Consider the following 15,361-nt stretch of genomic DNA (forward strand, 5'->3'; position numbering starts at 1 on the left):
AGTGTAGGCCTTATCTAACAAAAGGATGGGATTAAAATGGATCAATTACTATCAGTAAAGATGGATAAAAGCTCCGGGGTTATCGATCATCGGATCCATGACCTGTCGTCACAAAAGCAAAGTGGTTTAGCTTGGGTGAAGGACCATGTTGAACAGATTAATCAATGGGTTAATTCTGATGGTTTTGCATTGCTAAGAGGGTTGAACATTGTTAGCAGCAACCAATTTAGCACCATATTGGAAACCATTTTCGGTGAGCCTTTGAGCCAGTATATTTATCGCTCATCACCTCGCACGGCAATGAGAAACAATATTTACACCACCACTGAGTATCACGCCGATCAGGTGATCTTACAACACAATGAAAATGCTTACTCTAACCGCTGGCCAATGCGAATGGGTTTTTTCTGTGTCGTACCTGCGAAAACAGGAGGAGATACACCTTTGGCCGATAGCCGCGTGATATATCAAAACATCCCCCAGTCTATTCGTGACAAATTTGAGCAATTGGGAGTGATGTATGTTCGAAACTACGGTGAAATTGACTTACCGTGGCAGGAGGTTTTTCAGACCCAAAGCAAAGTGGAAGTTGAAGCATACTGCAAAGAGAACGAGATAGAATTTGAATGGCATGGCGAGCGACTGCAAACACGACAGCGTCGCCCCGCTGTGGCAATACACCCACAAACAGGTGAGAAGGTTTGGTTTAATCAGGCACACCTGTTTCACAGCTCTAGTATCGATGGACACATGCCAGATTTGGTGCGCTCAAGCATAGGCGAACAGCGCCTTCCAAGGAATGCCTACTATGGTGATGGTAGCCCCATTGCCGATGAAGACATTCAAGTGATCAACCAAGTCTATCAGGACGCAACATTTTCATATCCATGGCAAAGAAATGACATCTTATTGCTGGATAACATGTTGTATACCCATGGTCGTCAGGCATACAGCGGTGTGAGAAAAGTGCTGGTAGGCATGGCGAAAATTGTTGGTTAAATAAATATTCACGTACAGATGTAGCGTGTGCTCAGCTTGTTCGCTCAAGCATGGTTAGGCTTTGTTAGTAGTTTTGTGGTTAGCAAAAAACAAATATTCATTGAAGGAAACAAAAGAAATGAAACGGCTAATGCATTCACGATTTAAAATTATGGTGCTGTGTTTTATCAGTTTGATACTGGCATCCTGTTTACAAAAAAAGAGTGTGGCAAAAAACACCACCATTACAGCTAGTCAGATCGAAATGATCGAAACAACAGTTAATGACTACTGTAACAAAATGGTTTTCTTCGGAACCGTCTACATTACCGCTGCCGATCAAGTCGTTTATGAGGCAAATTGTGGTCCGCAAAACATGCAGTATGAGGTGGATAACACCATTAAATCCAAATACAGGATCGGCTCTAACACTAAAGCGTTCGCCGCTGCGATTTTGATGCGCATGCTCGAAGGTAAAGATCTGCGAACACAGACCATTGGTGATTATTTGCCTTGGTATCCGAAAAACCAATGTGCTGATGTATCTCTACATCACTTGTTAACAATGTCATCAGGCATCGATAACTACAGTGACAATGAACAAGTCTATGACAACTATGGTTGGCGGCCGTTTCTATATGACCAAACCACTAATTTAAATGGTCCTGAAGGCTTTAGTAACCGTTTTTGTACATGTACAGAACAAGGTGATGCACCTTCATTTACACCCGGTTCTCAGTATCAGTACAGCAATTGCAATTATTATTTGATTGGTAACATCATTGAGCAATTGGCAGCAGGCCAGCAAGGTGACATAAATCGTGAGTTTTGGTTTGAGAATATTGTAAAAGAGCAGATTTTAAACCCGCTAAATATGACTGACAGTGGTTCGTTCAGCGCCATTGGTATCTACAAAAATATGACAACCGGCTACATCTATAAAGACAATCAATACTTGCCATTGGCAAATGGCCGTCCGCCAGAAGTAGGGGGGCCAGCGCCTTACGAAGATATTCTGGTTAATCCTTACAGTAATCCTCTGGTGTTGTATTCAGCGGGTGATATGTATTCAACGGTTGAAGATATGCATAAATGGGATCAAGGACTCTATGGCACGCAAATATTGGACGATGTGCAAAAACTCGCTGCATTTGCACCTTATTCAAACACTGGCAGTACGGAGTCGTGTGAATACTATGGTTATGGCTGGTTTGTTACATTCATTGACCCTAACCAATACGGAAAAGTATCGGATTGTCCGCAAAATCCAAATGATACTAACTTAAGAAAGTACGAAAAATTCCTACAGTATTCGGGGAGTTACCCTTATTCATGGGTGACTAGTTTTAACCGACTATTAGAGCGCGACCAATCGGTCATGGTGTTTAGCAACTATGTTAAAACCGGCACCGAATCTGACTGTATTTCTAGTGAGATCAGAAACATTATTTTCTACAGCGATAGCCATCGCTCCACGGCTTGTCAGGGAGTGTTGGACGAAGCCTAACTGTAAATATTTTACGAAAAGGGAATAGCGCAGTTGTATTTCGTTTTCAAAACACGTGCTGAGAAATTCAGTACATACAAAGGATTACTGTTTATATCTTGAAGGTATGCACAGTGAAAAAGGGCAAGCTAAAGACTAAGCTTAAACGGCTTTGACGTAGTTTGGTAAGTTTTAACAACTGTTTAATTCTAACTCATAGAGGACTTAATATGACAGCGACAAAAACAGCAAAGGAAGAAAAGGCAAACGAAGTGAAGACCGAGCAGGATGCCAATCATGTCGAGGTTGAAAATCGTGAAGCCGCTGCACAGCTAATTGTCGACAAGTATACCAAGTGGTCGTTTGGCAGTGGATTGATCCCAATTCCGGCGGTCGACTTAGTTGCGTTGACGGGCATCCAAATGAAGATGATCGGCGAAATAGCCAAGGTCTATGGTCAATCGTATAGTGATAACAAGCTACGCGGTACGATCACTGCGGTTATTGGTGGATCATTTCCACAAACTCTCGGCGGTGCAGGTTTAAGCAGCTTCTTGAAAGCTGTACCAGTACTTGGCACTTTGAGTGCATTGGCATTTATGCCAGTTGTTTCAGCGGCATCTTCGCATGCAGTTGGCACCACTTTTATCAGACACTTTGAACATGGCGGAACTTTGTTAGACCTTAATCTTTCGAGCATTAAGGGTGACATTTCTGATATGGCAGCGAAGTATCGTAAAGATAAAGGTAACGAAGACGCTCAAGTGAATGCTGCTAGTTAGTAGTAACTTGATAAACCAGCAGATTTCTGCTGGTTTATTTCTCATACTGTTGTTAATTTAAGGAATTGAAGATGCTGGTAATACTGTATTTAGCTTTGTGTATTCTATCTGGTTACTGGGGAAGAAACACATTTGCAGGGCCTGTTGGGTTCTTTTTGATCTCATTGGTCTTTACGCCCTTAGCTGGTCTGTTGATCCTATTTTTGGCCAAACGAAGAGAGCCAATTGAAGAGGAGGAAGAGTAGCTTAGCGGTGTGTACATAGTTTGTAGTTATGAAACGCTGTTGCGTAGCACCTACATTAAATTACATGGAATTTAGACTTAGTCTCAAGCACTTAACAATTTGCTGAGTACAAAAACAAGAAAAGATAATGAGATGGTATTATACGATTTAATTAGTCGAAATATAAAAATAAAGAGAAGGACCTTTGTCGCTTTAGGTTGTATTTCTGGCCTTGCGAACGCCTTGGTACTCGCTTTGATCAATAACGTAGCTGAAAACATTTCTGATATAAATCGCGAAAACCATATACTTTACTATCTGGTTTTATTCAGTTTGACGATCACCATTTATGGGCTTACCCAGCAGCGATTGATGACCAAAGCGGCGAGAACGGTAGAGCGGGCGATTGCTGGCTTACGCGTTGAGTTATTTGAGTGCGTTCGCTACACCGAACTGTCAACGCTAGAGAAAATTGGTAAAGAGCGCATTTTTAATACACTCAGCAAAGAATTACAGACTATTTCGCAGTCCGCTCAATTGTTTGTGATCATCGGACAATCCATCACCCTAGTATTTTTTACTTCTTTGTATATTGCTTATCACTCGTTTGTGGCATTTTTGGTTATTTCCGTGCTGATCATGCTCGGCGCAAGTATTCATCGTCTGCGTGCGAATGAAATCCAAAAAAATATGCAGCTTTCTTTTGAAAGCGAGAACATGCTAATTCAACGGTTATCTGATTTGTTAGATGGCTTTAAAGAAGTGAAGCTCAGTGTGCCTCGCGCCAATGATCTGGAGCATGAATTTATAGCTGATTCAACTCGAGCTAAAAAAGCTAAAACAACCACGCAAACATTGTTTGCTACAGATTTTGTGTTGTCGCAAATTACGTTCTTTGCTGCAACGGGCGCCATGGTGTTTATCGTGCCTATGATGTCTAATGTGTATACCGAGGTGGTGATTAAGGTCACGACCGCGTCTTTGTTTTTAATAGGACCGATCACCAGTATTGTTGGCGGCATTCCCATTTATACTACCGCTACAGAAGCGGCTAATAACGTATTGGCGCTCGAGAATGAGCTAAAACAAGCCACACAACGCAGTAAACATAAAGAGTCAGGTGGTGGCTCAACCGAAGTGCGTGCGTTTGAAGAAATACGTTTAGAAGGTGCGTACTATCAGCACAATCGTCCGGCGGGGGATAGGCCCTTTTTTGTTGGTCCGGTTGATCTATCCATTAAACCCGGGCAAATCACGTTTATCACGGGCGGCAATGGCAGTGGCAAAACGACCTTTATTCGAATGCTGACTGGTTTGTACGAACTACAAGGAGGGCAAATATTGCTCAATGGTCGAGGCGTGTCTAGCGATGAGTTAGATACCTATCGCAGCCTGTTTACAGCAGTATTTTCAGACTTCCACCTATTCAAACAGCTATATGGCATTCGCGTGAGCTCTCAACAAGAAATTGATGATTGGTTGGTCTTTTTAGAGATGAACAATAAGGTAAGTGTGAAAAATGCTCAATTTAGCACCACCGATTTATCAACCGGCCAACGCAAGCGCCTGGCATTGCTAAGTACCATCTTGGAAAATCGACCCGTGTATATTTTTGATGAGTGGGCGGCCGATCAGGACCCAATCTTTAGACGTAAGTTCTACGAACAGGTATTACCTAAGCTTAAAGCACGAGGCAATACTGTAATAGCCATAACCCATGATGACGCATACTTCCATTTGGCAGATGTACATTTAAAAATGGTAGAAGGACAATTAATGGAACATCACACTGTTGAAAATGAGGGGGCGCCCTCATGAACATAATTATTCCACCGGATATAGGCCTATTAGTACTAGGCGGAGTATGTCTAGTCATTGTTATTTCCAATCTAATTATGCGAGTGCTTAAGCGTTACTATCCCAAGTTACGCAAGCGCATTTTATCTTGGCGTTTTAGAGCGGGTGTGACCCTTTTAATCATGCTGTTCTTGATTATTGCCTTGGTGCCCGTGGTGTTTATCAAAGTAGATTCCGGTGAAGTCGGCGTATTGTGGAAGCGACTTGGCGGTGGTACATACCTGAATAAGCCTTTTAGCGAAGGTACAGTACTGGTGATGCCATGGGATAAATTGACTATTTATTCCAGCCGCTTCCAAACCGCAGATAGACAAATACATGCAATTACCAACCAAGGTTTGAAGATCACCTTAGATGTGACGGTGCGTTATCGCCCCGTGGTAGATCATGTGCCATTTCTTCACCAGCTCGTCGGGCCTGATTATGTGAATGAGATGGTGATCCCAGAAGTGAGCTCAGCAGTGCGTGTGATTGTGTCAAACTACACCGCCGAAGAGGTGTATGGCCAGCAAAGAATGGATGTACAAGGACAGTTGCTTGGCAAGGTGCTAGAAGAATTAAAGCTTCAGGAGCAAACCATACTCAAAGAGGCGGCCAGCGAAATGAAAGGTCATGCCTTGGTTAACTTAGATGACGTACTGATCCGCAGAGTGAACGTACCAGATAAGGTGCACAACGCGATTATTGCCAAAGTCAATCAGCATTATCTCCAGCAGGAGTATGATATGCGCTTAGAAGTAGCTCAAAAAGAAGCGCAACGTAAAGAAATGGAAGCCCAAGGTATCGCGGCGTTTCAGAAAACAGTGGCAGGTGGTATCAACGAAACTTACCTAAGATGGCGTGGTATTGAAGCGACCATTGAGCTTGCGAAGTCTAATAATAGTAAAGTGGTGGTGATCGGTGGTGGAAAAGATGGTTTACCGCTTATTCTAAACACTGAAAACAGTCTGGCGCCAGCAGTCGCTCCTAATAGCACACATGATGGTTCACATGCTATTAAGCAAAGTGATAGCCATAAGGCTGATCCTAAAAATATAAGCGAATCTGATGGACATAGTAAGACGAACTCGAAAGAGAGTTTGTATCGCAGTCCTACCGCCAGTGTGCATATTCCCCTTGAAGAGGTCAGTGAGCCCCGCTGATTCTTAGCAATCGCCACCGAGTATTGAGTCTCGGTGGCATTGTGTTGCTCTCTCTATATGGTTATTTCCAAATTTAAATCAGCCTATTAGAAAATAATCGCAATTAAATTTTATTCTCCCACTTGCTTATGTAAGCGCTTACATGTTACTTTTTTGTAAGTTACCTAACCTATTTTGTTACATATTCCCGTATACGGTAGGTTTTGGGCTTGTTGATATATCAACAATATGCGCTGGCAGTATGGTGTGGTTTGTCTCAGCGCTAAATTACAACATGTTAAGGAACTATAGAATGAACAAGTTTGTGTTACGAAACATTCACCTTGCAGCTATCTCAACCGTTGCCATTACGCTGTGTACAATCACTCCAGCGTCTGCATCAGTAGGAAAATTGCTGTGGCAAGACAATTTTGATTCGTTTAATAACGAGATCTGGAACGTTGATATCGGTGATGGATGTGATCAGGGTATTTGTGGCTGGGGTAATCAAGAGCTGCAGTGGTATCACACAGACAATGTGTCAATTACCGATATTGCAGGCGAGCCGGGTAACCGTGGGCTATTAATTGAAGCGCGCAAAGAAAGTATTGGCGGCAAGGGATTTTCATCAGGAAAGGTCCACAGCAAAAATAAACTATCTATCCAATATGGCATGATAGAAACACGCATGAAAGTATCAAGCGTTGATACAGGCTTGTGGCCAGCCATTTGGATGTTGGGCACTAGCACGGCTTCTTGGCCTGCAAAGGGCGAGATAGACATCATGGAAATGGGCCAGTCTGAGCAAGCTAGAACTGATGCCGGGTTCCCAAATTCAGATATAGACAGTTACACCGGTTCTAATTTAATTTTCTATAGTGACGGAGCTTGTAATAGCGGTAATCCCACCTGTGCAGCCAGTGTGGCATGGCAAACAGATAATGCGCATCTATCTACCATGCCGCTTACTGACCGCTTTGTCACTTACCGTTTATATTGGACTGATACCACAATCCGTTTTACGGTCGAAGATCAAGGGGTTGAATACTCGATGTTTGATCAACCATTTACTATAAGTGAAGAGTCAGATGAGTTTAACGCACCGTTTTATTTGCTCATGAATTTGGCTGTTGGTGGTAACTTTACCGATGCCAAAATGAACCACCAAGTCTCAGCGCCATTACCAGGTAAAATGGTGGTCGACTATGTGCGAGTATACGAGTTCAACGGCTTAGGTGAAGTTAAGGTGGGCAATAGCAGTGAACCAGAGCAGGGAGCATTTGGCGTATTTACTGACTTGACAGAAACAAACAGCAAACTAACCGTGGGTGTAGATTCGGATATTTATGTTTGGAATCAAAACTCAATTTCACAGGGCAATATTGCGCCGTTCGAAGGGGAGCAAGTCATTGCTTGGGACTACAGACCAAACCAATGGTTTGGTGGTGGTATTCAAGCGCGTCAGCCAACAAATATGAGTGCATTTGCTGACGGGGAACTACGGTTTAGGATCAAAATCCCTAAAAATATCGCATTTAAAGTGGGTATAAGTGACACCTATACCAATGAAAACTGGCTGACATTTGCCGCCGATGAAACAACATATGGGTTGGTTAGGAATGGCGATTGGGCACAAGCGGTTGTACCAATACGCGAACTTGCAGGTCCGCTTATCGCCCTACAATCATTAAAAAGTCACTTTAGTATTGCTTCGGTAGATGGACAACTTCCAAGAGCGCCGTTTTCTATGGCTATTGACGACATTATCTGGACAGCTGGAACAAACACCTTACCAGACAGCGATAATGATGGGGTAGCCGATGGGATAGACCTATGTCCAAACACGCCAGCCAATACGCAAGTTGATGAAAATGGCTGTGCTATTGTGGCTGCTGAATTTGGTATCACACAACTTAGCACGCAAAGTGTTCAGTTCTATGTTAATACCAGCCAATGGGCGGATGTTCACTATCAAATCAACGGTGGTGTGCAACAAAACGTTCGTATGCCCTTAAACTCTGGGCGAAATGAGTTAGTTATTCATGATTTAAATATTGGTGATGAAATTAGTTATTGGTTCACCTATTTAAAGCCGAACGGCGCTGTGGATACCACAGAGCAAAGGTTTATGATTTCCCCTGCAACTTGGATGTAAGTCCCTTGTAAGCATCACCAAGGCAGCAAAATGGCGCTGCCTTTTTCTTGTCTGTCATGATGTTAAACACCACTGTAAACGATACTATGTCTGTGTGCCTATTTACTAGTCAACAGTGTTCAGTCTATGCTTACACAAACAGAGATTAATTTATTCGCTAAAAGTCGGGGCGTTTTGATTTAGATATGAAATACGGTTTGTTGTTAATGCTACTTTTTGCCAGTAACGCCACGTGTTTAGAGGAAGTCCCAACACCTCAGCCCTTTGTGATCAGTTATGTAGAACACAAAGGTATTATAAAATACTATGTGCCATTACTTAATAGCGCTTATCAAAAGCTTGGAATTGAGCCAAAGTTTGAACTAATCAATGATAAAAGGGCGTTGAAGCTACTAAACGAAGGCATGATTGATGCGGATACGGCTAAGTCACTAGAATTCATAAATCATTATCAAAACATCGTTGTGGTGCCAACCCCAATCAGTCAAATCGATGTGGTGCTATTGTGTCAAAAAACGTTACTTTGTGATTTGTCTGTACTAAAAAACGCCAACCGTTCTTTAGGTATTATTGCCGCAGATGAATTTTATGCTCAACTGTTGGCAGGCAGCGAAATTAACATCATAGAATTGACAAGTTTTGAAACGCTGCTGAAAATATTTGACCAAAATAAAGTTGATTATGCCATTGCCGTTTTCGATGATTACACCAAAAGCACCAAGTTTAAATATCATAATCGGTTTTTAATTCAGCAGAAAATCGGCTATCACTTGCTTAACAAAAAACACCAAGATTTAGTAGAGAAGCTGGACCAAGCCATTATTAAGACGCGTGCAGAGGGAGATTTTGTCATACAGCAGTAATGTTGTTAGAAAATACCATTAAAACTGCTATAATGTGGCGTTTTATCATCGAGGTTGTGCTGTATTTATGGAATGTCGTTTACATTGTGGTGCTTGCTGTATTGCTCCCAGTATTAGCTCAAGCTTTCCTAACCATCCAAACGGAAAAGCTGCGGGCGAGCGCTGCAAAAACCTGACAGATGACAACCTTTGTAAGTTATTTGGTAAGCCAGAGAGACCTGCTGTGTGCCATGATTTCAAAGCAACTGAATGGGTATGTGGCAACAACTCACAAGAGGCACTTTCTATACTCACTGAATTAGAAACGTTAACCAACTAGCCGCTAAATTCATACCTTAACGTAAGCTGTTGCGATGTTTATAAATGAATAACGTTTACGTAAAAGTAAATTTAAAAACCAAGAAAAAGCAATTATTAATATTTGAGCTTCTGTGGGTTTTTGTATCATTAACTGTCATTATAAATCGTTAACTATCATATAAAATGTAACTGCATAATAGTACATCTACAGAATCGGACAAATACATAATATGGATTGGCTTTTGCTGCTCCAGAGTCAGCTATCACCATGGAGGGTGTATGAATAAAATAGCGGTGTTTGGAAAACCAGGCAGTGGTAAGTCGGTACTTAGTAAGTCACTATCTTCAGCGCTTGGCCTTGAATTATATCCCTTAGACTCGATGCTATATGATCAAGAAGGTCAGCCAGTGGAACGTACTACCTTTGACAAGCTCCACCAAACGATTTTGATGAAAGACAGCTGGATCATAGATGGGCTTGGTCCTTTGCGTGCATTCAACGAGCGTTTAGAACGAGCCGATACCCTAATTTATGTCGACTTGCCATACTGGCTTAGTTACTGGCTGGTCACAAAGCGCCTAATAAAATCACCATTTGTTCATCCCGAGGGATGGCCTAAAAATAGCTCGGTAGTAACAGGCACCGTCAATAGTTACAAAACGCTGCAACTTTGCCCAAAATTTTGGAACGATGAATTTGTTGCTAGAGTTCAAGCTCTTGGCAAAGATAAAAACGTGTACGTGGTCAAAACGCTCGGTGAACTGAACTCATTTGTTGCATTGCATACATAGCAATAAGCAAAAACAGTTGCTTGCAGATAAATGGTTTACGTTTGGCTCAATGGGTTATTGTCGTTTTTGTAACTGCCCGCTACCAGCCAACCTAACCCAAACAAAGTCAAACCAATCCACTCTACAATGAGTATCGTTTCGTCGCTGTGCAATACAAACTCACCAAAAACGCCTGCGCCAATCATACCCACAACCATGAGTACGGCATTGAATTTGTAGAATAGCGAACGAGTTTGCTTGCCTTTCCTCGCTGCGCGTTTGGAAAAGAAGAACATCAGTACAATAAGACATGTAAACAATAGAACCGCGCTCATAAAATGAATATGGATTGGGGCAATGCCGATGTTTTCGGTCAACTTAATTGTCCAACTAGGCTCTACATGCTCAATATGTACTCCTTTGGTGGGAAATAATGCAACCCCCAATGCAAATATTGCCGCAGCTTTACTTATATAAAACTCGGTGTCTCTGTGACCACTCGCTCCATTATAGCTAGCCAAGAAAAAGCCTACGATGATAAGGCTGCCTACAAAGAGATCGCCAGAGTTGGTCCAGTATGTAGCACTTACTGAATTGATAGCATAGCTTACATCAGCAAAGATTAGGGTTATAGGTGCCAGTAGAATGGCAATTGCGCCAATGATAACGCGCATGGTTTTATGATTAATTTGTCGGTCGAACTCTCTATTCATGCCTGCCATTGATAATCTCCTTGATATCCACGAACCTTGATTACTCATTTTCCTATACATTAAGAATAGTTCATTTGTTAGTGGCTAAAAGGCAGTCAGTTAGAAGTACCGTTCGTACCGAGAAATGCAAAATACTTCGCTACCAGCCATTGTAAAACTTGCGTTGTTGCTGTCTGAAATTAGAAGACACATAGTATCTTAAGGGGTTCAATGGCTTGTTGGTAAGAAGAGGTTGGAGAACTTGGCAAGTTTAGTGAGCTGCCAATAGAGAATCAATGTCGGTTTTGAGCGCTTTACAGTTCGTACTAATAGGTCAGTATTGCCTTTTTGGGCTTAGTGGTTGTATAACGCATACACATTGTTTAGGCTTTTTTTTCATGCCACACTGCTAGGCAATGTAAAGAACATAAAGGAAGTCGTTATGGCTCAGATCAGAGCGTTACTTTGGTGTTGCACCGTATTGCTGTGTATGGGAGAGATGCTTAGCAACTCAGCATTTGCTGATGAGTCACCGATATACAGCTCAATGGCAACAGCACAGCCGGTATGGGCTGAACAGGGTATGGTGTCGAGTCAAGAAGCATTGGCAAGCCAAGTTGGCGTGGAAATCTTAAAGCAAGGCGGTAATGCTGTAGATGCTGCGGTTGCGGTAGGGTTTAGCTTGGCCGTAACGTTACCTAGAGCTGGCAATATTGGTGGTGGCGGATTTATGTTGGTTCATTTAGCCAAAGAGAACAAAACTATCGCTATTGATTACCGGGAGATGGCACCAAGCTCAGCGCATAAAGACATTTTCGTAGACAAAGAAGGCAACGTTGACCCCAAACTTAGTCTCGCTCATGGCCTAGCGGTTGGTGTACCAGGTACCGTTATGGGCATGGAATTAGCGCTCAAAAAGTATGGCACAATGACGCTTCGTCAGGTAATGCAACCAGCCATACAACAGGCGAAAAAGGGCATAAAAGTCACTTCTAGTCTTGCTAATTCTCTCGCACATCCTTTTATCAAGAAACGCTTGTTGGAAGTGCCTGCATCAAAGGCGATATTTTACAAGCAGGATGGCAGCATCTATCAACCAAATGAGACATGGATTCAAAGTGATCTTGCGCACTCGTTGGAGCTAATCGCCAAACATGGCAGCGCGGGTTTTTACCAAGGAGAAACCGCAAATAAAATCGTCGCCGCTGTGAAAGCTGCGGGTGGCATCATGACCTTGGAAGATCTCAAAAATTATCGAGTGCTAGAACGAAAACCCGTAACAGGTACATATCGAGGTTATGAAGTCATTTCTATGCCACCACCATCATCAGGTGGGGTACATATCATTGAGATGCTAAATATCTTGAGTTGTATCCTGTGGGTGAGCTGGGTCATAACAGCGCAGCCACCATTCATTTATTGGCTGAAGTAATGAAACGCGCCTATGCCGATAGAAGTGAATATCTTGGAGATCCAGACTTTTTTGACGTACCGCTAGACGCCCTGATAGATAAAAACTACGCAAAGCAGCTGAGCAAGCAGATAAATGCCCAGAAGGCTACGCCCAGCATTGACATTAAGCCTGGTAATTTGCTTCCCTATGAGAGCGACCAAACCACACATTATTCGGTCGTTGACAAGTGGGGAAATGCTGTCAGTAATACGTATACCCTCAATTTTAGCTATGGTTCTGGTATCGTTGCTGATGGAACAGGGATTTTATTGAACAATGAAATGGATGACTTTTCCGCCATGCCAGGAGTGCCCAACGGGTTTGGTCTGATAGGCGGTGAAGCGAATGCGGTTGAAGGGGGGAAGCGTCCTCTTAGCTCAATGACACCCACCATTGTCATGAAAGACCAAAAGCCATTTCTAGTGACAGGTAGTCCCGGAGGATCACGGATAATAACGACAACCTTGCAGATCATTAGCAATGTCATTGATCACGGGTTAAATATTGCCGAAGCGACTGCTGCGTCACGTATTCACCACCAATGGTTACCTGATGAAATACGTGTTGAAAAAAGTCTAAATGTTGATACACGTAGATTACTGGAGGCAAAAGGCCACCATCTGGTTGAGAAAAGCTCAATGGGTTCAACGCAGACTATTATGGTAACCGATAAAGGCTTGTTTGGTGCGTCTGATCCAAGGCGAGCTGACAGTGCGGCTGTGGGTTACTGAATATAGCCATTTATATACTACTTTGTATGTATTTTTACAGCCAGTTATTGAGTATTTTACATTTGTTATTATACTAGGGCGCCTCAAATAATAGGGAATATCAAACAGTGAAAAAGCTATCAATAATGTTGGTTTCAACACTAATGCTTGGATGCGCGTCATCTGGCAATGAGCCAATGGAATTAACAACAACAAATTATGATGATGACAGTTATGCAAGACGCATCATGCGTGGCATAAATATCCACAACCTTGCTGACAAAGAAGTCCCCAAGGATTCGATGCAACAAGTGTTAGGTCACGGCGGAAGGTGGGCGCTTTTCTCTTACTCAACTGGTTCCTCTGCTTCAAGTTCCGCATTGACAGGGTTAGCTGGGTACTTGTTGGAGCCAGAAGACCGCGCCAGTAGAATTTCTATGATTGGTTTGGCGGAAGTTGACAAAGGTCAGCCTGCTACTCAAAAAGATGTGGCTGGTATGTTTGATGAAGAATTACGTCAGTTATATATCGCGATGTATGATTTGCCAAGTGACAAAATATCAGCAATCGAGCCAACGAGCTTTAATGAATACTTCAGTTTTCAAGGACGTACGTTTTTAGTCAAAGATAATGAATACTGTGAAAACCGCCTAGATATCGCCATTAAGGGTAAAACCTTAAAGGGTCCTGGGATCTGGATTAAAAAGACGGCAGAAGAGCGTTATCAAAAACTCAAAGAGGATTATGATGCGTATTACAAAAAAGAGATGGAGCAATATGGCGGATGTCTTGTCTCGATTTTAGTTTCGACAAAAAATTCAACCAGAGTGAGCGGTGAACAGTACCCTTGGCTAAACAAAGACAAAGACTACATTACGGTTCATTTTGACTACTTGATGATGCCTAACGAGATTCTGACAAAGGCAATAATAGACTCTAAAGTGAAGAGCCTATACATATATACGCCGGCGATTTCATATTCTGTTGGTAAAGAGTTTGAAAAAATGGAATCTCTGGCATATCCCACCGTTACTTCAAACTATGGCCAGTTCTTATTTGTAAAACCTAAACTATAAGTATTTATACTCGTCGCGCAGGAACATGTTCTGCGCGACATCGCCTTAAAGGCAAAAAGCTCACATACAGAAATCGAAGTGATTTGTTCAAATCCAAGTGAGCACAGAGCAGAATCGAATCAAACTCCCGCGCAAAGTACAGCACAGTTATTACATCTGCTTAGTCGCAATACCCAATAGCTAGTTATGGGTCATCTGCGTGTGTGCCAGTTGTAGCGCTTCTTTTAGTCTATTGACGGTACTGATTGGTGTACTTAGACTTGCAACCACATATAGCTCTTGGTGTCTTACAACTTTGCTATGGCGAAAGTAACTAATGTTATTTGCCGTTTGTTGATGATTTGGGATATGAGAGGCATAGATGGTTTGTACACGCCGTTTGTCTAGCATTTTCCATGCACTGCCCATGTCTGTGACCAGCACCAAATTAATACCGGTGACAAACCCCATGGATTTTAAAATCGTTTCTTCGTAGCTGCCTCTGATGGCAACAGTGGTATAACGAAGCGCTTCTTTAATCGAAGCAATTTTAACGTCGCTATCTCTGTTTGAATAAAAGCTATATTCCAAAGTAGTGAATTTGTACAACCAATTGAACAAGGGCGCACGTTGGCTTGTTTTGGCCATAGAAAAAAGCACTACGTTAGGCTGTGTTAACGTCAACTCATAGGCCCTTGCCCAAGGAATTACATCAATTGAGCTATCAATATTAGCAATATCCAAGGCACTTTTAACCAACTCATAAGCAATACCCGATTGGGCCTGGCCATCAGTAACAACGGTATAAGGAGGAAAATGCTCGGTAAATACACTCAGTGATGCGTTTGTACTAGCAGCTGAAAAAATACTAAGACTGAGCAGTAGGGTACTGATATATCTGCACATAATGAACT

13 protein-coding genes and 1 pseudogene are annotated in these 15,361 nt (G+C 42.4%); 12 read left to right on the plus strand and 2 right to left on the minus strand.

Going from position 1 to position 15,361, the window contains the following annotated elements; all coding sequences use genetic code 11:
• Positions 1 to 36 precede the first annotated feature (36 nt).
• The 10 genes from C2M32_RS09625 (at position 37) to C2M32_RS09665 (ending at position 10,558) form a co-directional block, all read left to right on the plus strand.
• Positions 37 to 999, plus strand: a complete 963-nt coding sequence (locus C2M32_RS09625) for a TauD/TfdA family dioxygenase (protein ID WP_105168229.1) — start codon at positions 37 to 39, stop codon at positions 997 to 999.
• A 244-nt stretch (positions 1,000 to 1,243) separates the two neighbouring features.
• Complete coding sequence (locus C2M32_RS09630; protein WP_234401270.1) at positions 1,244 to 2,485, plus strand: serine hydrolase domain-containing protein; 1,242 nt, start codon at positions 1,244 to 1,246, stop codon at positions 2,483 to 2,485.
• 209 nt (positions 2,486 to 2,694) lie between these two features.
• The gene (locus C2M32_RS09635) at positions 2,695 to 3,246 is read left to right on the plus strand and encodes a YcjF family protein (RefSeq protein ID WP_105168231.1); all 552 of its coding nucleotides are present in this window, start codon (positions 2,695 to 2,697) and stop codon (positions 3,244 to 3,246) included.
• Positions 3,247 to 3,317: 71 nt separating this feature from the next.
• Entirely contained in the window at positions 3,318 to 3,491 is a 174-nt protein-coding gene (locus C2M32_RS20655) for a hypothetical protein (protein WP_199886145.1), read from the plus strand.
• Between the two features lie 132 nt (positions 3,492 to 3,623).
• Positions 3,624 to 5,288 (plus strand): cyclic peptide export ABC transporter, encoded by a 1,665-nt coding sequence (locus C2M32_RS09640; RefSeq protein ID WP_105168232.1) that lies wholly within the window; start codon positions 3,624 to 3,626, stop codon positions 5,286 to 5,288.
• Complete coding sequence (locus C2M32_RS09645; protein WP_105168233.1) at positions 5,285 to 6,469, plus strand: prohibitin family protein; 1,185 nt, start codon at positions 5,285 to 5,287, stop codon at positions 6,467 to 6,469. The genes C2M32_RS09640 and C2M32_RS09645 overlap by 4 nt, the downstream gene beginning before the upstream one ends.
• A gap of 292 nt (positions 6,470 to 6,761) precedes the next feature.
• Positions 6,762 to 8,603, plus strand: a complete 1,842-nt coding sequence (locus C2M32_RS21110; RefSeq protein ID WP_105168234.1) for a glycoside hydrolase family 16 protein — start codon at positions 6,762 to 6,764, stop codon at positions 8,601 to 8,603.
• Between the two features lie 185 nt (positions 8,604 to 8,788).
• Positions 8,789 to 9,466, plus strand: coding sequence for a hypothetical protein (locus tag C2M32_RS09655; RefSeq protein WP_105168235.1), 678 nt, complete (start codon positions 8,789 to 8,791; stop codon positions 9,464 to 9,466).
• Between the two features lie 67 nt (positions 9,467 to 9,533).
• A complete protein-coding gene (locus C2M32_RS09660; RefSeq protein WP_105168236.1) occupies positions 9,534 to 9,785 on the plus strand; it encodes a zinc/iron-chelating domain-containing protein in 252 nt (83 codons plus the stop codon).
• A gap of 260 nt (positions 9,786 to 10,045) precedes the next feature.
• Positions 10,046 to 10,558, plus strand: coding sequence for an adenylate kinase (locus tag C2M32_RS09665; protein WP_105168237.1), 513 nt, complete (start codon positions 10,046 to 10,048; stop codon positions 10,556 to 10,558).
• A 35-nt stretch (positions 10,559 to 10,593) separates the two neighbouring features.
• Here C2M32_RS09665 and C2M32_RS09670 read toward each other — a convergent pair whose 3' ends face one another.
• A complete protein-coding gene (locus C2M32_RS09670) occupies positions 10,594 to 11,259 on the minus strand; it encodes a hypothetical protein (protein ID WP_105168238.1) in 666 nt (221 codons plus the stop codon).
• Positions 11,260 to 11,719: 460 nt separating this feature from the next.
• Between C2M32_RS09670 and ggt the strand changes: the two are divergent.
• A pseudogene (gene ggt / locus C2M32_RS09675) lies at positions 11,720 to 13,413 on the plus strand (gamma-glutamyltransferase).
• A 176-nt stretch (positions 13,414 to 13,589) separates the two neighbouring features.
• Complete coding sequence (locus C2M32_RS09680; RefSeq protein WP_158678192.1) at positions 13,590 to 14,468, plus strand: hypothetical protein; 879 nt, start codon at positions 13,590 to 13,592, stop codon at positions 14,466 to 14,468.
• A gap of 180 nt (positions 14,469 to 14,648) precedes the next feature.
• Here C2M32_RS09680 and C2M32_RS09685 read toward each other — a convergent pair whose 3' ends face one another.
• A complete protein-coding gene (locus C2M32_RS09685; RefSeq protein ID WP_105168240.1) occupies positions 14,649 to 15,353 on the minus strand; it encodes a substrate-binding periplasmic protein in 705 nt (234 codons plus the stop codon).
• Positions 15,354 to 15,361 lie beyond the last annotated feature (8 nt).

Origin of the sequence: Pseudoalteromonas sp. T1lg23B (assembly GCF_002964665.1) — a bacterium.
GTDB lineage: Bacteria > Pseudomonadota > Gammaproteobacteria > Enterobacterales > Alteromonadaceae > Pseudoalteromonas.